The organism is Pseudomonas sp. Pseusp16, assembly GCF_047324915.1.
Classification (GTDB): domain Bacteria; phylum Pseudomonadota; class Gammaproteobacteria; order Pseudomonadales; family Pseudomonadaceae; genus Aquipseudomonas; species Aquipseudomonas fluorescens_CD.
This window is the reverse complement of the sequence record NZ_CP168522.1, coordinates 2,241,924-2,260,662: the sequence shown is the minus strand read 5'-3', so window position 1 is coordinate 2,260,662 and position 18,739 is coordinate 2,241,924. Positions and strand designations below refer to the sequence as shown.

Below are 18,739 nucleotides of genomic sequence, written 5' to 3'. Positions count from 1 at the left end.
GTCGCACATTGATGCGCGGTTGCAGAGCCCATCGCGGATAAATCCGCGGTGGGCTCTGTGCGTGACGCTGGCAACTGCGCTCGCGCAAAGGCGGATCGGGTATCTCAACACGGTGCGTGCGTCGTTAGAAATCGAAGAACACCGTTTCCGATTCGCCTTGAAGGCGGATATCGAAGCGGTAGGCCAACTTCCCGTCAACCGTGCAGCGCCTGGCGATCAGGGATTCACGCCGATGTGGCTGTTCGATCAGGTTCAATACGGGATCCACTGCATTGGCCTCGGATTCGTCGTCGAAGTACATTCGCGTCTGCAAGTGAATGTTGATGCCCCGAGCGAACAGCGACACATTGATATGCGCTGCCATCGGCACACCCGAGGCGTTCTTCACCAGGCCAGGTTTCACGGTTTCGATCGTCCATTCACCGACATCCGTGGTGGCCGTACGGCCAAAGCCGTTGAATGGTTTTTCCTGATCGTAAGCGGTGTCGTAGAGGCCGTCGTGGTTCGCCTGCCAGAACTCCAGAAATGCGTCACGAATCAAATGCCCATTGCCATCGTAAACGTGACCCATCAATAGAATGTGCTCACCGGGCGCGCCCGGTTTAGCCATGACGTTCCAGATTTCCTGCTCGCGCGGCGGGTTGCCGGCCGCCTCCAGTGCCAGTCCGATATGCACATAGGGACCGGCTGTTTGCGACGGGGTTTCAGGCAGCAGTTGAACGGGCATGTGCAGGCCTCCTCAGCAGTTTTCGAAGTGAGTCTTGCGCTGGCCGCGCAGGACGATATCAAAGCGATAAGCCAGGCAATCCATAGGATTGGCCATGCTCATATCAAGCCTGGCGATCAGGCTCTGCACCGCGTCCGGATTGGCGATCGACTTGACGATCGGGCACATGGGGATGAGCGGATCACCTTCGAAATACAGCTGGGTAATCAGGCGCGTGGAAATTGACGGGCCACTGATGGAGACATGGATATGGGCCGGCCGCCAGTCGTTGGGGCCGTTGCGCCATGGATAGGGGCCGGGCTTGACCGTGCGGAAGCTGTAGTTGCCATCGCGGTCGGTCAATGCACGGCCGACGCCGCCGAAATTCGGATCAAGGGGAGCCAGATAACTGTCTTTTTTATGCCGGTAACGGCCACCGGCATTGGCTTGCCACATCTCCACCAGGGTATGGGGAATCGGCTTGCCGTACTGATCGCAAACCCGACCCGCGACAATGATGCGTTCGCCAACGGGCAAGCCGCCATGATTGAAGTTCACCAGCAGATCGTTATCGTGCCGGCCCAGTTTCAGGTGGGAAAAATCCGGACCGCTGGTTTCCGATAACGATTGAGGGATGCTCACCAGTGCCTGGCGGGGGGATCGCGGGATCGAAGTCTTGTAGTCAGGCGTCAGGGCTTTGGGGTGCCAGTTACGGTCACGAATGACGAAGCGGCTGTCATGCGCATCAGACATGTCGGTCTTCCTGTTGTCAGGGTTAGTCAGAGGCAAGCGCTACATTGGCGGCTACCTGTGGCTCAGTCTCCCTCGTTGCGCCCCAACCCGAAATTGAAAAAACCGACTTTATCCATATCCAAAAGGTTATGGATATTTCCCCTCACGATATTCTTGCCCGACCTCCCGCAGAGCCTCCACGCACCACTGCGCTGCCGGTGTCACAGGCATCGCAGGGTTTGTACATAACCCTACAGAACCGCCTGGCTCACGCATCCTCAGATCCAACTCCACCAACTCACCTTGCCGCAAGTCCTGTCGGACTGCGTCGAGAGGCGCGATCCAGATTGCCTGACTGCATTGCACGTAGCGCCGGCTCAGGGCTACCGACAGGGTTTCCAGGCGTTGGCGTGACGGGGTAATTCCGTGCTGCACAAACAGGCCGTCGGCGAATTTCCGGATCGTCGTTCCCGCCAATGGCAATACCACTGGATAGTCTTCGAGGTTTTTATGCCCCAGTGGATCGGTCAGCAGCGGATGGCCGCAACGTACCACCAGGGTCATGGATTCGCTGTAAAGGTGCTCGAACGACAAGCCGAGAATCGATGGGCTATCGGTCATTCTGCCAATCACCAGATCCAGCTCACCGACACGCAGTTGGGACAATAGGTAAGCGCTTGGCCCGGTCACGACACTGACCGTCAACGCGGGTTGTCGGTCGTGCAGACGGCAGACAACTTCAGGAACCAACAGGCTTTCGACGGTGGATAGCACGCCCAGTCGTACGGTAATCGGCTCATGTACACCGGAGCGCAGGCTGTTGACCCCTTCACGTAGCGATTGCACGCTCGGTCCCGCATAGTGCAAAAAGGCCACTCCGGCCTCGGTCAGTGTCGAGCCCTTTTTTCCCCGCTCAAACAACGTGGCAGCCAGCAGGGTTTCCAGTTCCTTCAGCGTTTTGGAGAGCGCTGGCTGGCTGATTGCCAACTTGTCGCAAGCTCGTGCCAGGCTGCCCTGGCGCGCGACCTCGAGAAAGCAGACAAGATGACGGAATTTGATTCGGGTATCGATGTTCAATCTGTGCGCTGCCTTCGTGGTTATCGGTCGACATTCGGCAGTTCGCAGCCGGGGATCACTCGTCCCAGTTTGACCGCCTGGCGATAAAGCACCTGCATGAGCTGCATGGCGGATTCGCCAAGCGGCTCAAACCGCGAGTAGACAAAGCTGATATCGAAATGAATCGCCTCAACCAGCGGTACGACGATCAGGCCACTGTCCTGGGCCACGAACTCATCAATGATGGTCAGTCCCATGCCTTGCTTGACCAGGGCGACCGCTTCGTTGGCATTGGTGAAATTCAGCATGGAGCACAGGTTCAGGCCCTGGCGTTCGATCTCGTCGGCCAGCAGCCGGCCAAAAGGCATGTCGGGGCGAAACAGCAACAACGGCTGGTCGACCAGTTCGTGCAGTGACAATGAAGATCGGTGGGCAAAGGGGTGATCAGCCGGCATTACACAGACCATGCGTGCGCGCATGAAGGCCAGCGAGTGCAGGTGGTCATGGATCAGCGGCAGCGCCGAAACAGCCAGGTCGACTTTCTTCGAGAGGATCTGGTTGGGCATGTCGCCCATCAGCGTGGTTTGCCATTCAATGTTGAGCGATGGCAATTCCCGCTTGAGTCGGGCCAGGGCGAACGGGATGACCACCGTCGACAGTGAAGCACTGCAGCAGATGCGCAGCTGACGGTGGGGGCCGTTGGCCAGGGCCAACGCACACTCATTGACGGCCAGCGCAGCCTGGTAGACACGCTCGACTTCCCGGTAAAGGGTCACGGCTTCGGCGGTGGGCACCAGGCGATTGTTGATGCGCTGGAACAGGCGGTAGACCAGCCGACTCTCGATATAGGTGATCAGCTTGCTGACTGCCGGCTGTGACACGTAGAGCATTTTTGCCGCACCGCTGATCGAGCCGGTCAGCATCACCGCCCGGAACACTTCCATGTGCCGCAGTTTGAACAGCATCGTGTTGGCGTCCGGGCCTTCGCCGTAGGGCATGGGTCATTAACCTTTGGTTATTGTTCGTGCGATCTCTGTATGAGCGCTATTGATCGCCTGGTCGTATCTTCACTGCCACGGCATCGCCCACGCGGCGAACAATAACAAAGATCAGTGAGCAGGCGCAGTGACGCTTGGCGGGAGCAGCCTTGAGCATCTACGACGAACCCAAGATCGATTGCCATAACCATCTGTTTGACCCCGCGCGCTTTGCCTATCGCGCCGACACGATTTACGCACCCGCCGGGCAGGAGGTCGCGACCCTGGAGCAGTTCGGCCGGGTCATGGGCGCCTATGGTGTGCAACACGCTTTGCTGGTGGGGCCGAGCAGTGGCTACCGCACGGACAATCGTTGCCTGCTGCATGCGCTGGGGCAAAGCGAGGGCCGCTTCAAGGGGATTGCCGTTGTCGACCATGACACCGGCCTGGATGAACTGGCCGCGCTCAAGGAACAGGGCGTGGTGGGCATTGCGTTCAATCCCGCGCTGGAAGGCGTGGACGTCATGAGTGATGCGGCCGGGCTTTTCGGGCGGCTCGCCGAACTGGACCTGTTCGCCCAGATCCAGGTCCATGGCAACCAACTGGTCGAGTTGCTGGGCTTGATTGAATCGACTGCGCCGCGGCTGCTCATCGACCACTGTGGCCGTCCCGACGTCCGCGCAGGCCTCGGTCAGCCAGGGTTCCAGGCGCTACTGGGTCTGGCCGCGAGCGGCCGGGCCTGGGTGAAAATCTCCGGCATGCAGAAGTTCGCCGCTCACGATCATCTCGATGAGCAAGCCGGTGCCTACGTGCGGGCGCTGCTCCAGGCCTTTGGCCCGGATGCGTGCGTGTGGGGTTCGGATTGGCCGTTCATTCGCGAGCAATCGCGCGTGGACTACGGGCCGCTGCTCAAACTGGCCGAGCGACTGATGCCCGATTGCAGTGTAAGGCGAAAGGTGATGTGGGACACGCCACGGCGACTGTTCGGTTTTGGCGAGCATTGAGCCGACCCAGGGCAACAGCGCTACCTGTAATACCCCCGATAACAACAAGGAACAAAACGATGACGACCGACAATAGATTTGCGGCGGCAACGCTCGCCTGTCCGACGGCGCAAACCGCCAGAACCCGCACCCGATTCATGATCCTGGCGCTGATTTCCGGTGGCACCATGATCAACTACCTGGATCGCAGCGTCATGGGTATCGCCGCCCCCAGCATCAGTGCCGACCTGGGCCTGAATGCCGTCATGATGGGGCTCATCTTCTCGGCATTTTCCTGGACCTATGCCGCCGCGCAGATTCCCGGCGGCATCCTGATCGACCGGTTGGGCACGAAGTTCACCTATTGGCTGGCGCTGACGTTATGGTCGTTGTTCACCGGCCTGCAAGGTCTCGCCCAGGGATTTCTCTCGTTGCTGGGGTTTCGCCTGTTGGTGGGCGCCAGCGAAGCACCGTGCTTTCCCACCAATAGTCGGGTGGTCGCGACCTGGTTCCCGCAGAGCGAGCGCGCTCGGGCGACCGGCATCTATACCTTTGCCGAATACGTCGGGCTGGCGTTTCTCACGCCGTTGCTGTTCTGGGTGCTGCACGCCCATGGCTGGCGCGTACTGCTGATGGCGGTGGGCATCCTGGGTGTTCTTTATGGCCTGGTGTGGTGGCGCAAGTACCACGAGCCCCATGAGTCGACCACCGCCAATCAGGCTGAGCTTGACTACATCGCCGAAGGCGGCGGGGTGGTCGATGGGGGCCAGAAGGCCACGCGGTTCTCCTGGTCGCAGATTCCTGCATTGCTCAAGCATCGCAACATGCTGGGGATCTGCCTGGGGCAGTTTGCCTGTAACTCGACGAACGTGTTCTTCCTGACCTGGTTCCCCACGTATCTGGTCACCGAGCGGCACATGCCCTGGCTCAAGGTAGGCTGGGTGGCGGTGCTGCCGTTCATCGCGGCTTCCCTGGGTACCCTGGCCGGAGGCTGGCTGTCGGACGCACTGCTGCGCCGCGGTTACTCGTTGAATGTCGCGCGCAAGTTGCCGGTGATCGCAGGTCTTTTGACCGCATCGGTGATCGTGCTGGCCAATTACGTGGACTCCGACGCACTGGTGATCGCCATTCTGTGCGTGGCCTATTTCGCCCAGGGCATGTCGGCGCTGGCCTGGATGATCGTCTCCGATATCGCCCCCAAAGGCTTGCTCGGCTTGAGCGGTGGTGTGTTCAACCTGTTCGCCAATGCCGCCGGCATCGTCACCCCGTTGACCATCGGCGTCATTGTCACAACCACGGGCTCGTTCGTCTGGGCCCTGGCTTTCGTCTCCTCGATCACTGTACTGGGGGCGCTGTGTTACCTGTTCATGGTGCGCGATCTGCGCCGCCTGCCCGAAATCCAATCCGTTCAACAAGGAGCACTTTGATGACCCGATACCTTGAAGGCCAGACGGCCATCGTTACCGGCGGCATGCGTGGCATTGGCCTGGGCATTGCCCGTCGCTTGCACACGGCTGGCGCGCAGATCGTCATCTGGGACCTGGCGGTCGATGGCTGGGACAGCGTCGCCAACGGCTTTGAACCGGTGATGCGGCAAGCCGTCAATGTCGCCTCACTGGCGTCCGTCGAGGCGGCTTTCGGCGAGGTCGTTGCCCAGCAGGGCGGCGTCAAAATCCTGGTCAACAATGCCGGTATCAATGGACCGGTAGCCCCTTGCTGGGAGTACCCGACAGCGGCCTGGGACCAGGTCATCGCCATCGACCTGACGGGCGTGTTCCATTGCTGCCGCACGGTCATCCCGCACATGCGCAAGCGCGGCTACGGGCGCATCGTCAATGTCGCCTCAATGGCCGGCAAGGACGGCGTGCAATACATCTCCGGTTATTCGGCGGCAAAGGCCGGTGTCATCGCATTTACCAAGGCAGCGGCCAAGGAGTTGGCCCAGGACGGCGTGCTGCTCAATTGCATTGCTCCGGCCATGGTGGAAACCGGGCTGATGGCGGAAATGACCCCGGAACACATTGCCGCGAGCAAGGCCAAGATTCCCATGGGGCGTTTCCTGCAAATCGAGGAGATCGCCAACATGGTGACCTGGATCGCCGGGCCCGAGTGCAGCTTCACCACAGGCTTTGTGTTCGACCTCAGTGGCGGCAGGGCCACCTATTGAGTGGCCTGGGTGTCGCGCACCTCACCGCGCTGGAGCTGGCGCCCGATGCCCTGGTACGAGAGGCGGCGCGCGCCGGTTTCAGTTCGGTCGGCCTGCGCCTGCACCCGGCCATGGCGGGTGGTGTCGCTTACCCGCTGGCGCCGGGCAGTCAGGCGCTGCAGCAGTTGAAGACGATGCTGGATAGCGAAGGCGTGGTGGTCAACGAGATCGAATTCGTCGAGCTGACGCCGCAAGTGGACGTCGCCGGGTTTGCGTCGCTGCTCGAGTCCGGGGCACAACTGGGGGCGCGTTGCCTCACTGTGTCGGGCGACGATCCGGAGCAATGCCGGCTCACGGACAATTTCGCTGCCGTGTGCGAGTTGGCTGCCGCTCATGGCCTGCGTGTGGATCTGGAATTCATGCGCTGGCGTCACATTGGCAACCTGCAACAGGCCGTCGCTTTGATCGCGGCGGCGGGGCAGGCCAACGGCGGCGTGCTGCTGGATGCGTTGCACCTGTTCCGCTCCGGCGGCAACGCCGCTGCCGTGGCTCAACTGGATCGGCGTTACATCCACGGTGTGCAGTGGTGCGATGCGCCGGCGCTGGCGCCCACGGGGGAGGGGATCATCCGCGAAGCCCGCGAGGGTCGCCTGCCGCCCGGTCAGGGACAGTTGCCCTTGGCCGAGTTGCTCGATGTCCTGCCACCCCGGCTGCACTGGAGCGTGGAAATCCCATGCCCCGCGACATTCGCACCTGAGCGGCTGGCTCAGGCTTTCTCGATCACCCGGGCCTGGTTGGCCAGCCATTCCTGATCCCCGGTGTTGGCAGGCTGTCGTTCAAGTTATAAATGCTGCGGCTTTAAATCCGTTCCCGATTTTTGGAACAACGCCGCTCAGCACCATCCGGGTAATGGTCGCCGCTGCGCACTTGTAGTCTGCGTCGTTCGGTTTTTGTGTGCCGGTAATGAGTGACATCTGCCATCCCAGATTGGTATAGGTTCGGGTTGCCGACCAAATGAAGAGCATCAAATGTTCGGGATCAGCCGGCGCGAGCAGACCACGATCAATCCAGCTGCGCAGGCAATCGACGTTGCGCTGGGCCTCCACTTGCAGCAAGTTCTTGCACTCCTCAGGTAAATGTTTTCCACCAAACAACAGTTCGTGGCTAAAGACTTTTGAACTGAGAGGGTTTTCTTGAATGATGCGAATCCGGGTGTGTATGTAGGCCTGCAAGCCAGCCACCGGGTCGTCGCTTTCTCTTAATGCCGCTGAAGCTTTGAGCAGTGGCTCGACAAAACTCAGCAGTACTTGAGCGTATAGATTCTCTTTGCTTTGAAAGTAGTAATAGAGATTGGCCTTGGGAACCCCGGCACGGGCTGCGATATCACGGGTCTGGGTTGCGTCGAAGCCAGTCGCTGAAAACTCTTCGCTGGCGGCCTTCAGGATCAGGTGCTGATTGCGCTGGCGGATGCGAGTCACTGCGGGCTTGAGAGAGTGATCCAGCGCGCTGCATTGGTCACCGGTTGCGGTGTTGGCGATTGTCATAAGGTTGGGTCGAAGCCTGGGTCATGGCTTTATCTTTGAAATCAAGTATCGCAATATACAAAACTATATAGCGCATGGCCTGCACTTTCTTACCAAGGGAATGAATGATGAGTACGTTTTTGAGCGGCAAAGAAGCGGTAGGTGAGCGTTACGAACTGGAAACGATGCGTCATGCGCAGCAGATGACCTGGAAGGCTATCGACCGGATCGCCCGTGTCATCACACCCGGTATGCGTGAATCCGAGGCGCAGTTGCGAGGCAAAGAGATTCTGGCGGAACTGGGCATGGACCGGATCTGGCACCCGTTGCTGGTTCGCTTTGGCGCCAACACGCTCAAGACTTTCAAGCAACGCTCCGATGGCGACCCCGAGCTGGGGGCCGACGACATTTTCTTCATCGACATGGGGGTGGTGTGGCAAGGGCACGAAGGCGATGCCGGCGCGACCTTCACCACCGGCACCGATCCAGAAATGCTCGCCTGTGCCGCAGCGGCCAAGGAGCTGTTCAACCGGGTCGAAAGTTTCTGGCGCAGCGAGCGTGTTTCCGGGGTGGCGCTTTATGACTTTGCGGACGCTCAGGCACAGGCCATGGGATGGAAGCTCCACCTCGACATCAAAGGCCACAGAGTCAGCGATTTTCCCCACGCGATTTACCGGGGCGGCGACCTCGGGGATCTGGATCATTACCCGAACACCGGCCTGTGGATTCTGGAAATTCAGATCACCCATCCCGAGCGTCCGTTTGGCGCGTTCCATGAAGACTTGCTGATCTGAACAACTTCGGAGCTTCCATGTTCCATCCAACCGAGCAACCGGTAATGCTTTTCTCCTATGGCACCCTGCAAGATCAAGCCCTCCAGTTGTCCACTTTCGGGTTTGAGTCAAAAGGGCGGCCGGACAGCCTGCCGGGTCAAGTCAGGCTGAGTTTTCCGTGATGTTCCGGGTCAGGCGGTAAAGCCGAACAGGCGTTTTGGGGTTTCCCAAAGAATCTGCTGGCGGTCACTGGCATTCGGGAACATCTCGCCGAAGTTTGTCAGAACGGTACCTAACTCCATGTGTTGGTGCGCGCGCAAGAACGGCCAGTCCGTGCCCCACATGCAGTTTTCGGCAGTGAACGCCCGCAAAAGTGCAAGCTGGTATGGCTGGGCATCGGCATACGGGTAGCTCTGCCTGGAGTATTGCGACAGCCCGGAGAGTTTGACGAAGGTGCGTCCGTTGCCGGCAAGAGCCAGCAGTGCCTGGAAGGCCGGCTGTTGCAAGCCGACGCTGGCATCGGGCCGGCCGGAGTGGTCGATCAGCACGCGGGGGCGTGTGCGCTGCAGCAAGGGCAACAGTGCAAGCAGTTGATCGTCTTTCACCTGGATCTGGGCGAACAGGTCCAGCTCGGCCAGGCGTCCCATCAGGGTGTCGACCTTCAGGAAACGCTCGGGACCCAGCAGTGCCGCATTGAGCGCCACGCCGACTACACCTTGTGCCTTGTACTGCGCGAGCGTCTCGCTGGAGACATCGTTCGGCACCACGACGACACCTTTATGGCGGCCCTTGTTGCGCGCCAGCGTGTCCAGCAGACAACGGTTGTCGTAGCCATAGGCGGAGGTCGGCTGCACGATCACTGAATGGCGAATGCCATAGGCCTGCATGACCTGTTCGTAATACGCCGCGGGTCCGACCTCAGGCCCTGCCGGTTGGTAGGTGGAGTCAGTGGGGTAGGGGTATTGGGCAGGGTCGATCACATGATGGTGGCAATCGATCTTGGGTTGCGACAACAGGCTCAGTAGTTGGGAATCCATGACGGTGCCTGGCAATTGATGGGGGTCTTCCTTGTTGTTGAGTGAGGTGGCCTGGCTCAGGATCGGCATGCCGAGCGCGGTGCTGGCTGTCAGCACAATGGAGCTTTTCTTGAGCAGCGAGCGGCGGGAAAAACCGCCGTCATCGAGACGCGTGGTCATGTTCAAACCCCTGTTTTATTGGTATGTGCGGCTACAGAGCGTCAATCACCGCTACCGCCGTCAAGGCAGTAGCGTCGACCTTAAGGCAAGCGTTTCCCGATCGTCGCCTGTGAAGTCATTAAGCAGTTATCGGTTTTTTTTATCGGCATTCCTGTATGGCCGCGCGGCACGCCTCAAATATCCGATAAACAAAACAGATACCCGTTTAAGGATTTCCCAGAGGCGCGGCAGGCACCTGCGGCTTTAAAGTCACGCTCAACGTTCGGCTGTCGGGCGGCCTCTGGCCTGCGCCAATCCCCAAGCCGTTCGGCATTTCTATAAAAACAACAAGGTGAAAACATGAGTCACGAAACGGTCGACATCAAAGCGTGGATCGATAACCGTCCGGTTGCCAGGTACCAGTGGCTCATCATGAGCCTGTGTTTCTTCATTGTTCTATTCGATGGCCTCGATGTGGCGGTCATGGGGTTTATCGCGCCTTCACTGATTCAGGAATGGGGGTTGTCAAAAGCCGCATTCGGCCCGGTCATGAGCGCGGGCATGGTCGGGCTCGCCATTGGTGCGTTGACGGCCGGCCCTTACGCTGATCGCTTGGGACGCAAGAAGGTGCTGCTGTTTGCGGTGACCGGATTCAGCGTGCTGAGTCTTGCCTGTGCATTCGCCCGCAACCCCTACGAACTTGCGGCCTTGCGGCTGTTGACCGGCGTGGCCCTGGGCGCCGCGATGCCGAACACCACCACGCTGCTTGCCGAATACCTGCCAGAGCGCAACCGCTCGCTGTTCATCACCATCATGTTCACCGGTTTCAACATGGGCTCGGGAATGGGCGGTTTGGTCGCCGCCTGGTTGATTCCATTGCACGGCTGGCAATCGGTGTTGCTGGTCGGCGGCATCCTGCCACTGGTGTTGCTGCCTTTCCTCTGGTTGCTGTTGCCGGAATCCGCACGTTTCCTGGCGGCCCGCAATGCACCTGCTGCACAGATCGCCAAAGTGCTGAACAAGTTGGGTGGCACCTTTTCGGCCACCACGAAATTCACCATGACCGAGCCTCAGGCACAGCATAAAGCGCCGGTGCGCATGCTGTTCACCGAGGGCTTTCGGTTCGGCACTGTCGCACTGTGGATGACCTACTTCATGGGCCTGCTGGTGATCTACCTGACCATGGGCTGGATGCCGACCCTGTTGCGCGAAGGTGGCCTGTCCATCGAGCGGGCGGCGACCATCACCGGCCTGTTCCAGATTGGCGGTACGGTCGGCGCGATTGCGGTAGGTTGGGCCATGGACCGGCGCAATCCGAACAGGGTCATCGCCACGTCCTATGCCTTGGGCGGCGTGTTTATCCTGCTGTTGGGGGCGTTCAGTCTGGAATCGAGTCTGTTGGCGTTCGGTGTAGTCGCGGCAGGTTTTTGCATGAGCGGCGCGCAGACCGGACTCAACGCTTTTGCTCCCGGTTACTACCCGACCGATTTCCGCGCCACAGGCGTGAGCTGGATGCTGGGCATCGGTCGCTTCGGCGCTATCTTTGGTTCTCTCATCGGTGGTGCGGTGCTCAGTCTCGGGTTGGGCCTGCCGTTGCTGTTCGCCCTGTTGAGCGTGCCGGCCTTCATCGCCGCACTGGCGATCCTGGCCAACGGTCATGCGCGGCGCCAGGCCAACCAGGCCTTGCTGACGCAATAATCTTCTTCGCAAAAAGGAACTCATCATGGCACGCATCATCGGTGGCCTCGCTGTATCCCATACACCCACCATCGGCTTTGCCGTCGATCACGACAAACAGAATGAGGCCGCCTGGGCGCCGATCTTCGAAGGCTTCGAACCGATCAAGCTGTGGTTGAAGGAGCAACAACCGGATGTGTTGTTCTACATCTTCAACGACCACGTGACGTCGTTTTTCTTCGATCACTATGGTGCGTTCTCCCTCGGGGTCGATGAGCGTTACGAGGTGGCGGACGAGGGCGGTAACCCCCGCTCGCTGCCAGCGGTCGGCGGGCATGCGGCGCTGTCGCGGCATATTGGCCAAAGCCTGATGGCTGACGAGTTCGACATGAGCTTCTTCCGCGACAAGCCGCTGGACCACGGTTTCTTCTCGCCGATGTCGGCGCTGCTGCCTTGCGAACCTGAATGGCCGGTGGAAATCGTGCCGCTGCAGGTCGGCGTGTTGCAGTTCCCGATCCCCAGCGCCTTGCGCTGCTACAAGCTGGGCCTGGCCTTGCGCCGGGCCATTGAAAGCTATCCCGAAGACCTGAAAGTGGCCATTGTCGCCACCGGTGGCGTGTCTCATCAGGTGCATGGCGAGCGTTGCGGTTTCAATAATTCGCAGTGGGACGAGCAGTTCATTGATCTGCTGGTCAACGACCCGGTACGGCTGACCGAGATGACCCATGCCGAGTACGCCACCCTCGGGGGCATGGAGGGTTCGGAGGTGATCACCTGGTTGATCATGCGTGGCGCCTTGTCGGCCACGGTGAAAAACCTGCATCAGGACTATTACCTGCCGTCCATGACCGGCATCGCGACACTGTTGCTGGAGAACCAGGATCGGCCGGTTCCGGCTGATGTGAACACACGCCATTTGCAGCATATGCAACACCAGTTGGTCGGTATCGAGAAACTTGAAGGGACCTATCCGTTCACCCTGGAGCGCAGTGCCAAGGGTTATCGCCTGAACAAATTCCTGCATCGCATGATCGAGCCGCAATGGCGTCAACGCTTTCTCGATGCCCCGGAGGCGCTGTTCGAGGAAGGCCGCTTGAGCGAAGAGGAACGCGAACTGCTGCGGCGCCGTGACTGGCGCGGATTGATCCAGTACGGGGCGATCTTCTTCGTATTGGAAAAGCTTGCTGCGGTACTCGGCATTCCCAACTTGCAGGTCTACGCGGCGATGCGTGGGCAGAGCCTGGACGAGTTCATGAAAACCCGGAACCAGCAGGTGCTCTACTCGGTGGCGGGTAAAGCACCGCGCTGATCATCAGGGGCGACGGCCCCGTCAGTTCTCGGCGACCCTGCCCGGGTCGCCATCACCCATTTTTCGCTTGATCTCACCGTGCCCGGCAAATAAGGGCGCAGGGCATTCCTTTACCCAAAAACCGGAAAACAATAACAATGAAAATCACCGTTAATCATCGAGTCGTTTGCTCGCTGGCAGTTGCTTGCGTGTTACCTCTGGAAGGACAGGCTTCAGGTTTTATCGAAGACGCCAGCGCCAATCTGAACCTGCGTAACTTCTACATCAACCGCAACTTCACCAACCCGGCGTACCCGCAAGGGAAAGCCGAAGAGTGGACGCAGAACTTCATCCTCGATGCTCGTTCCGGTTTCACCCAAGGCACGGTGGGATTTGGCGTGGATGTGTTGGGGCTCTATTCGGTCAAGCTTGATGGCGGGCAGGGCACGGGGGGTACGCAGCTGTTGCCACTCGATAGCGATGGGCGTCCTGCCGATGACTTTGGCCGTCTGGCGGTCGCCGGAAAAATGAAAGTGGGGAAAACCGAACTGAAGGTCGGCGAGTGGATGCCGGTGCTGCCGATCTTGCGGTCCGATGACGGCCGCTCGTTGCCGCAAACCTTTCGCGGCGGCCAGGTCACCTCGCAGGATATCGATGGCTTGACCCTGTATGGCGGCCAGTTTCGGCAGAACAGCCCGCGCAACGACTCGAGCATGGAAGACATGTTCATGCAGGGTAAAACCGCGTTCACGTCCGATCGCTTCAACTTCGTCGGCGGTGAATACAGCTTCAACGACAAGCGTACCTTGATCGGCCTGTGGAATGCCGAGCTCAAGGATATCTATCAGCAGCAATACTTGCAGCTGGTCCACAGCCAGCCACTCGGTGCCTGGACGTTGGGCGCGAACCTCGGTTACTTCTGGGGGCGCGAGGATGGCAGTGCGCGGGCCGGCGATCTGGACAACCGTACCCTCTCGGTACTTCTCTCTGCGCGCTATGGCGGCAACACCTTCTACGTCGGCCTGCAGAAACTTAGCGGTGATGATGCGTGGATGCGGGTCAACGGCACCAGCGGCGGAACACTGGCCAACGACAGCTACAACAGCAGCTACGACAACGCCCGGGAGAAATCCTGGCAACTGCGCCATGACTACAATTTCGTCGCGCTGGGCATTCCCGGCCTGACCTTGATGAACCGCTACATCAGCGGCGACAATGTGCACACGGGCAGCGTCACCGATGGCAAGGAATGGGGGCGTGAGTCCGAACTGGGCTACACGGTACAGAGCGGCACCTTCAAAAGCCTCAGCCTGCGCCTGCGCAACTCCAGTATTCGCCGCGACTACAGCAGCAACGAGTTCGACGAAAACCGCCTGATCGTCAGCTATCCCTTCAGCCTGCTGTAGGAGCGAGCTCGCTCGCGATGGACATCAACGATAACGCGTGCAGTCTGAATGAACGTGTTTTCCGGACGTTTTTCGCGAGCAGGCTCGCTCCTACAGGGGATTGGCGTTGTATTCAAACGCTGCGCACGAACAACAACCAATGTAGGAGCGAGCCTGCTCGCGATGGACATCAACGATAACGCGTGCTGTCTGAATGAACGCGTTGTCCGGACGTTTTTCGCGAGCAGTGGATTGGCGTTGTACTCAGGCCCGGTGTACGACGAATAACCATTGTAGGAGCGAGCCTGCTCGCGATGGCTGTGCGTCAGTCACAAAGCAGATTTTGCTGTTCGCGGATCACCCGGCGAATCACATCCATCAGGGCTTGCGCCACGGGCGAGTGCAGACAACCACTGCGATAAGTCAGTCCGATGGCCCGGGTGGTCTGTTTCAACTCCAGCGGCAGGATGCACAACTCGCCCGAAGCAATCTCCTGTTCCAGTTGGTGGGCGGACACTGCCGCGAGCATGTCCGAGCGCAGCAACAGCCCGCGAATGATTGCCATGTCGCCGCTTTCCACTACCGGCCGGGGCGGCGCAATGCCGAATCGGGTGAAGCACTCATCGAGCATCCGCCGGGCTGGCGAGCCGGCACGTGGCAGCACCCACTGGGCCGCGCCGAGTTCATCGTGCAAGGTCGTTTTTGAATAGAGCGGATGATCACGCCGTGCCAATACCACCATGTCTTCCGTGAGCAGCGCCTCGCCGGTAAGGTCACTGGCATAGGCTTCCGGGCGCAGGGCGCCGAAAATGAAATCAACATCGCCAGCGCGTAGATCGGTCGCCAGCAAATCAAACGGACTTTCGTTGGTGATCACCCGGATCTGTGGATGATCGGCCATCATGCGCACAATGGCCTCGGGCAATATACGGGTGCGACCCAAGGGCAGGGCACCGATATGCACCACGCCTTGCAAGACGCCGCGCAGAGCGGTGATATCGGTCTCGATATGGCGCAATTCGTTCAGCGTCCGGCGGATCGGAAAGAGGATTTCCTGGCTGGCGCGGGTTGGCTGCAATCCGCGAGGCGTGCGCTCGAACAGCGCTTGGCCGCAGCCGTTTTCCATGACCTTGATGGTCGAACTGATCGCCGGCTGGCTCAGGCCGAGCAGGCTGGCGACGGTCTGCATATGCCGGGTTTCGCAGAGTTTGACGAACACTTGCAGGCGCCGGGCCTGGAACAGGTACAGCGGCTCGACCGCTCGTTTGTCCGCGCCATCCAGCATTCGCGGCACACTGTCCAGCTCGGCCAGCACGCGACGCGCCCGAGGCAGCAAGCGCTCGCCGAAAGCGGTCAAACGCATACCGTTGGCGTGGCGTTCGAACAAAGGCACATCGAGACGGCTCTCCAGCTCGGAGATCGACCGGGTCACGACTGACTGAGCACGAAATAGCGCCACAGAGGCCCTGGAAACACTCCCGTGATCAGCCACCCGGACAAAGGCGCGTACGTGCATCAGGCTGGGCAGTTCGGTGGATTCCATGGGGCGCGGACTCTTCAAATAGTCATTTCGAGCTGGACTATGCCGCCGCCCTGATTGAGTAGCAATAAAAAAAACGCATACCTCCAACACTTCAACGCATTACTCCTGGAGCAGGTCGCGGTGCGATGCTCGTTCGAAACGCAGGAGGAGTATCCGCAATGGTCGATTCACCGAAAAACGCGCTGGTCGTCAGCGCCCACTCTGCCGATTTCGTCTGGCGCGCGGGCGGTGCCATCGCGCTGCATGCACAACAGGGTTATGCCGTGCACATCGTCTGCCTGTCCTTCGGTGAGCGCGGTGAGTCCGCCAAGCTGTGGCGCAAGGGTGAGATGAGCGAAGAGAAAGTCAAAACCGCCCGGCGCCAGGAGGCTCAGGCCGCAGCGGATATCCTCGGTGCCAGTGTCGAGTTCTTCGACATCGGCGATTACCCGATGCGTGCCGACAAGGAAACGCTGTTTCGCCTGGCGGACGTGTTTCGTCGCGTCCAGCCCGAGTTCGTCCTCAGCCACTCGCTGAAAGACCCGTACAACTACGATCACCCGTTGGCCATGAACCTGACGCAAGAGGCACGTATCGTCGCCCAGGCCGAAGGCTACAAGCCGGGTGAGAAAATCGTCGGTGCACCACCGGTCTACAGCTTCGAGCCGCACCAGCCCGAGCAATGCGAATGGCGCCCCGATGTGTTGCTGGACATCACCTCGGTCTGGGACAAAAAGTACGCCGCCATCCAGTGCATGGCCGGTCAGGAACACCTGTGGGAGTACTACACTCGTGTCGCCCTGCAACGAGGTGTGCAGGCCAAGCGCAACGTCGGCATCACCTCCAGCCGTGACATCGTTTATGGCGAGGGTTACCAGAGCATCTTCCCGCGCGTGACGGAGAATCTGGCATGAGCGAGCTGATCGGAAAAACCGGTGTCGTCGTGTGTAACATCGCCAGGGCCGAGCAGGTTTTGGTCGATGAGCTGGGGCGCTTCGGTGTCGCGACCATCCACGAGTCGCAGGGGCGAAAAGGCCTGCTGACGTCTTCGATCACACCGATTCAACGAGGGGCGGCCATCAGCGGCTCGGCGGTGACGGTGCTGGTTGCCCCGGGCGATAACTGGATGTTCCATGTGGCGGTGGAGCAGTGCCGGCCCGGCGATATTCTGGTGGTTGCTCCCAGTTCTCCGTGCACCGACGGTTACTTCGGCGACCTGCTCGCCACTTCGCTCAAGGCCCACGGCGTGCGCGCCCTGGTGATCGATGCCGGCGTGCGTGATACCCACACCCTGCGCGAGATGGGCTTCCCGGTCTGGTCCCGCGCCATCAGCGCCCAGGGCACGATCAAGGAGACCCTTGGTTCGGTCAACCTGCCGCTGGTGTGCGGCGGTCAGTTGGTCAACCCCGGCGACGTGGTGGTAGCCGATGACGATGGTGTGGTCATCGTGCGTCGCGGCGAAGTTGCGCAGGTTGTCGAAGCCAGTCGTGCGCGCGCCGACCTCGAAGAGCAGAAGGCGTTGCGTCTGGCCAAGGGCGAATTGGGGCTGGACATATACAACATGCGCCAGCGGCTCGCGGAAAAGGGCTTGCGCTATGTCGACAGCCTTGACGAACTCGGAGATTGAGCATGGGCCAGACACGTATTCCTTGCCTGTTGATGCGTGGCGGGACGTCGAAAGGCGTTTACTTCCTGGCCCGCGACTTGCCCGATGAGCAAGCGCTTCGAGATCGCGTACTGCTGGCGGTCATGGGCTCGCCGGATGCGCGACAAATCGATGGCATTGGTGGCGGCGACTCACTCACCAGTAAGGTGGCGATCATCAAACCTTCCGCGCGCGCCGAAGCCGACGTCGACTTCCTTTTCGCCCAGGTACTGGTCGATGAACCGCGTGTCGATTACGGCCAGAACTGCGGCAACATTCTCGCCGGTGTCGGGCCGTTTGCCATTGAGCGCGGACTGGTGCCCGCGGCGGGTGATGTGACCCCGGTGCGCATTTTCATGGAAAACACCGGGCAGATCGCGATTGCTCATATACCGACGCCGGAGGGTACCGTCAGCTATTCTGGCGAAGCACGTATTGACGGTGTGCCCGGCAGCGGTGCGCCGCTGGTCGTTGAGTTCAAGGACATCGCCGGCTCCAGTTGCGGCGCATTGCTACCCACCGGTAACGCTGTCGATGTGTTCGATGGTGTCGAGGTCACCTGTGTCGACAATGGCATGCCGGTCATTGTTATCCGCGCCGAAGACCTCGGGCTCAGTGGCTACGAGCACCCTGAGCAACTGGATGCCGACACCGGGTTGAAGGCCCGACTTGAATCGATCCGATTGCAGGCCGGTCCACGCATGGATCTGGGGGACGTGAGCCAGCGCAATGTGCCCAAGATGTGCCTGATTGCGCCAGCACAAGCGGGTGGGGCACTCAGCACCCGCACCTTCATTCCGCACCGATGCCATACCAGCATCGGCGTGTTCGGTGCGGTCAGTGTGGCGGTTGCCTGCCTGGTCGAGGGCAGTGTGGCGGCGGGTGTGGCGTGTGTCGTTGAGGGTGACGTCAAGCAACTCTCGGTTGAACACCCCTCGGGAGAGTTCACCGTAGAATTGCGTCCTGGGCATGATCGTCTGATGAGTTGCGGTCTGATGAGAACAGCCCGATTGCTACTGGATGGGACCGTATGTATTCCGCGGACGCTATGGCCAGGCAACCAGGGCAGTTGAGCGTTGTGTTCAAGGGGGCAGTGGGTGGACGAGCGCTTCTGGTCGGTAGCTACCTGATGCGAAAGACTGTAATTGACC

At 60.1% G+C, this 18,739-nt stretch carries 18 protein-coding genes and 1 pseudogene; 12 read left to right on the top strand and 7 right to left on the bottom strand.

Going from position 1 to position 18,739, the window contains the following annotated elements; translation table 11 throughout:
• Window positions 1–124: 124 nt before the first annotated feature.
• The 4 genes from pcaG to ACEN8Q_RS10085 form a co-directional block, all read right to left on the bottom strand.
• Window positions 125–727, bottom strand: a complete 603-nt coding sequence (pcaG, locus tag ACEN8Q_RS10100; RefSeq protein ID WP_413705094.1) for a protocatechuate 3,4-dioxygenase subunit alpha — start codon at window positions 725–727, stop codon at window positions 125–127.
• Between the two features lie 12 nt (window positions 728–739).
• A complete protein-coding gene (pcaH, locus tag ACEN8Q_RS10095) occupies window positions 740–1,459 on the bottom strand; it encodes a protocatechuate 3,4-dioxygenase subunit beta (protein ID WP_413422443.1) in 720 nt (239 codons plus the stop codon).
• A gap of 126 nt (window positions 1,460–1,585) precedes the next feature.
• Window positions 1,586–2,515, bottom strand: coding sequence for a pca operon transcription factor PcaQ (gene pcaQ / locus ACEN8Q_RS10090; protein ID WP_413705093.1), 930 nt, complete (start codon window positions 2,513–2,515; stop codon window positions 1,586–1,588).
• A 20-nt stretch (window positions 2,516–2,535) separates the two neighbouring features.
• Window positions 2,536–3,492 carry a LysR family transcriptional regulator gene (locus ACEN8Q_RS10085; RefSeq protein ID WP_413422439.1) on the bottom strand — a complete coding sequence of 319 codons (957 nt, stop codon included), beginning with the start codon at window positions 3,490–3,492 and terminating at the stop codon, window positions 2,536–2,538.
• Between the two features lie 149 nt (window positions 3,493–3,641).
• On the opposite strand from ACEN8Q_RS10085, the gene ACEN8Q_RS10080 reads away from it, so the two are divergent.
• The 4 genes from ACEN8Q_RS10080 to ACEN8Q_RS10065 are packed head-to-tail and all read left to right on the top strand — an operon-like array spanning window position 3,642 to window position 7,412.
• Window positions 3,642–4,475, top strand: coding sequence for an amidohydrolase family protein (locus ACEN8Q_RS10080; protein ID WP_413422437.1), 834 nt, complete (start codon window positions 3,642–3,644; stop codon window positions 4,473–4,475).
• Between the two features lie 59 nt (window positions 4,476–4,534).
• Entirely contained in the window at window positions 4,535–5,881 is a 1,347-nt protein-coding gene (locus tag ACEN8Q_RS10075) for an MFS transporter (protein ID WP_413705092.1), read from the top strand.
• A complete protein-coding gene (locus ACEN8Q_RS10070; RefSeq protein WP_413705091.1) occupies window positions 5,881–6,621 on the top strand; it encodes an SDR family NAD(P)-dependent oxidoreductase in 741 nt (246 codons plus the stop codon). The genes ACEN8Q_RS10075 and ACEN8Q_RS10070 overlap by 1 nt, the downstream gene beginning before the upstream one ends.
• Window positions 6,618–7,412: a sugar phosphate isomerase/epimerase family protein gene (locus ACEN8Q_RS10065; protein WP_413705090.1), complete on the top strand. Its 795-nt coding sequence runs from the start codon at window positions 6,618–6,620 to the stop codon at window positions 7,410–7,412. The genes ACEN8Q_RS10070 and ACEN8Q_RS10065 overlap by 4 nt, the downstream gene beginning before the upstream one ends.
• 24 nt (window positions 7,413–7,436) lie before the next feature.
• On the opposite strand, the gene ACEN8Q_RS10060 is transcribed toward ACEN8Q_RS10065, so the two are convergent.
• Window positions 7,437–8,078, bottom strand: coding sequence for a TetR/AcrR family transcriptional regulator (locus ACEN8Q_RS10060; RefSeq protein WP_413705485.1), 642 nt, complete (start codon window positions 8,076–8,078; stop codon window positions 7,437–7,439).
• A 173-nt stretch (window positions 8,079–8,251) separates the two neighbouring features.
• Between ACEN8Q_RS10060 and ACEN8Q_RS10055 the strand changes: the two genes are divergently transcribed.
• Window positions 8,252–8,917 (top strand): M24 family metallopeptidase, encoded by a 666-nt coding sequence (locus ACEN8Q_RS10055; RefSeq protein ID WP_413422428.1) that lies wholly within the window; start codon window positions 8,252–8,254, stop codon window positions 8,915–8,917.
• Window positions 8,918–8,934: 17 nt separating this feature from the next.
• Window positions 8,935–9,054, top strand: a pseudogene (locus tag ACEN8Q_RS10050) (gamma-glutamylcyclotransferase); the annotation flags it as partial.
• Window positions 9,055–9,087: 33 nt separating this feature from the next.
• On the opposite strand, the gene ACEN8Q_RS10045 reads toward ACEN8Q_RS10050, so the two are convergent.
• Complete coding sequence (locus ACEN8Q_RS10045) at window positions 9,088–10,092, bottom strand: amidohydrolase family protein (protein ID WP_413705089.1); 1,005 nt, start codon at window positions 10,090–10,092, stop codon at window positions 9,088–9,090.
• Between the two features lie 339 nt (window positions 10,093–10,431).
• On the opposite strand from ACEN8Q_RS10045, the gene ACEN8Q_RS10040 reads away from it, so the two are divergent.
• The 3 genes from ACEN8Q_RS10040 to ACEN8Q_RS10030 all read left to right on the top strand — a co-directional run bounded on the left by ACEN8Q_RS10040 (window position 10,432) and on the right by ACEN8Q_RS10030 (window position 14,442).
• Window positions 10,432–11,769 carry an MFS transporter gene (locus ACEN8Q_RS10040; protein ID WP_413422424.1) on the top strand — a complete coding sequence of 446 codons (1,338 nt, stop codon included), beginning with the start codon at window positions 10,432–10,434 and terminating at the stop codon, window positions 11,767–11,769.
• Window positions 11,770–11,794: 25 nt separating this feature from the next.
• A complete protein-coding gene (locus ACEN8Q_RS10035) occupies window positions 11,795–13,057 on the top strand; it encodes a gallate dioxygenase (protein ID WP_413422422.1) in 1,263 nt (420 codons plus the stop codon).
• Between the two features lie 137 nt (window positions 13,058–13,194).
• Window positions 13,195–14,442, top strand: coding sequence for an OprD family porin (locus tag ACEN8Q_RS10030; protein ID WP_413422420.1), 1,248 nt, complete (start codon window positions 13,195–13,197; stop codon window positions 14,440–14,442).
• 304 nt (window positions 14,443–14,746) lie between these two features.
• Here the strand turns inward: ACEN8Q_RS10030 and ACEN8Q_RS10025 are convergent, their stop codons facing one another.
• Window positions 14,747–15,964, bottom strand: coding sequence for a LysR family transcriptional regulator (locus ACEN8Q_RS10025; protein ID WP_413705088.1), 1,218 nt, complete (start codon window positions 15,962–15,964; stop codon window positions 14,747–14,749).
• Between the two features lie 158 nt (window positions 15,965–16,122).
• On the opposite strand from ACEN8Q_RS10025, the gene galB reads away from it, so the two are divergent.
• Genes galB through ACEN8Q_RS10010 form a run of 3 tightly spaced genes read left to right on the top strand, consistent with a single transcriptional unit; the run spans window position 16,123 to window position 18,661 of the window.
• Entirely contained in the window at window positions 16,123–16,857 is a 735-nt protein-coding gene (gene galB, locus ACEN8Q_RS10020) for a 4-oxalmesaconate hydratase (RefSeq protein WP_413422415.1), read from the top strand.
• Window positions 16,854–17,570 (top strand): 4-carboxy-4-hydroxy-2-oxoadipate aldolase/oxaloacetate decarboxylase, encoded by a 717-nt coding sequence (locus ACEN8Q_RS10015; RefSeq protein ID WP_413422413.1) that lies wholly within the window; start codon window positions 16,854–16,856, stop codon window positions 17,568–17,570. Before galB ends, ACEN8Q_RS10015 begins: the two co-directional genes overlap by 4 nt.
• A 2-nt stretch (window positions 17,571–17,572) precedes the next feature.
• Window positions 17,573–18,661, top strand: coding sequence for a 4-oxalomesaconate tautomerase (locus ACEN8Q_RS10010; protein WP_413422409.1), 1,089 nt, complete (start codon window positions 17,573–17,575; stop codon window positions 18,659–18,661).
• Window positions 18,662–18,739: the final 78 nt, after the last annotated feature.

What these genes read in the sequence shown, in the direction of transcription:
- ACEN8Q_RS10025 (WP_413705088.1), bottom strand. Translation starts at nt 15,964, where the DNA reads ATGGAATCCACCGAACTGCCCAGCCTGATGCACGTACGCGCCTTTGTC.
- ACEN8Q_RS10055 (WP_413422428.1), top strand. Translation starts at nt 8,252, where the DNA reads ATGAGTACGTTTTTGAGCGGCAAAGAAGCGGTAGGTGAGCGTTACGAA.
- pcaH (WP_413422443.1), bottom strand. Translation starts at nt 1,459, where the DNA reads ATGTCTGATGCGCATGACAGCCGCTTCGTCATTCGTGACCGTAACTGG.
- ACEN8Q_RS10010 (WP_413422409.1), top strand. Translation starts at nt 17,573, where the DNA reads ATGGGCCAGACACGTATTCCTTGCCTGTTGATGCGTGGCGGGACGTCG.
- ACEN8Q_RS10030 (WP_413422420.1), top strand. Translation starts at nt 13,195, where the DNA reads ATGAAAATCACCGTTAATCATCGAGTCGTTTGCTCGCTGGCAGTTGCT.
- ACEN8Q_RS10075 (WP_413705092.1), top strand. Translation starts at nt 4,535, where the DNA reads ATGACGACCGACAATAGATTTGCGGCGGCAACGCTCGCCTGTCCGACG.
- ACEN8Q_RS10070 (WP_413705091.1), top strand. Translation starts at nt 5,881, where the DNA reads ATGACCCGATACCTTGAAGGCCAGACGGCCATCGTTACCGGCGGCATG.
- ACEN8Q_RS10045 (WP_413705089.1), bottom strand. Translation starts at nt 10,092, where the DNA reads ATGACCACGCGTCTCGATGACGGCGGTTTTTCCCGCCGCTCGCTGCTC.
- pcaG (WP_413705094.1), bottom strand. Translation starts at nt 727, where the DNA reads ATGCCCGTTCAACTGCTGCCTGAAACCCCGTCGCAAACAGCCGGTCCC.
- ACEN8Q_RS10040 (WP_413422424.1), top strand. Translation starts at nt 10,432, where the DNA reads ATGAGTCACGAAACGGTCGACATCAAAGCGTGGATCGATAACCGTCCG.
- ACEN8Q_RS10085 (WP_413422439.1), bottom strand. Translation starts at nt 3,492, where the DNA reads ATGCCCTACGGCGAAGGCCCGGACGCCAACACGATGCTGTTCAAACTG.
- galB (WP_413422415.1), top strand. Translation starts at nt 16,123, where the DNA reads ATGGTCGATTCACCGAAAAACGCGCTGGTCGTCAGCGCCCACTCTGCC.
- ACEN8Q_RS10035 (WP_413422422.1), top strand. Translation starts at nt 11,795, where the DNA reads ATGGCACGCATCATCGGTGGCCTCGCTGTATCCCATACACCCACCATC.
- ACEN8Q_RS10015 (WP_413422413.1), top strand. Translation starts at nt 16,854, where the DNA reads ATGAGCGAGCTGATCGGAAAAACCGGTGTCGTCGTGTGTAACATCGCC.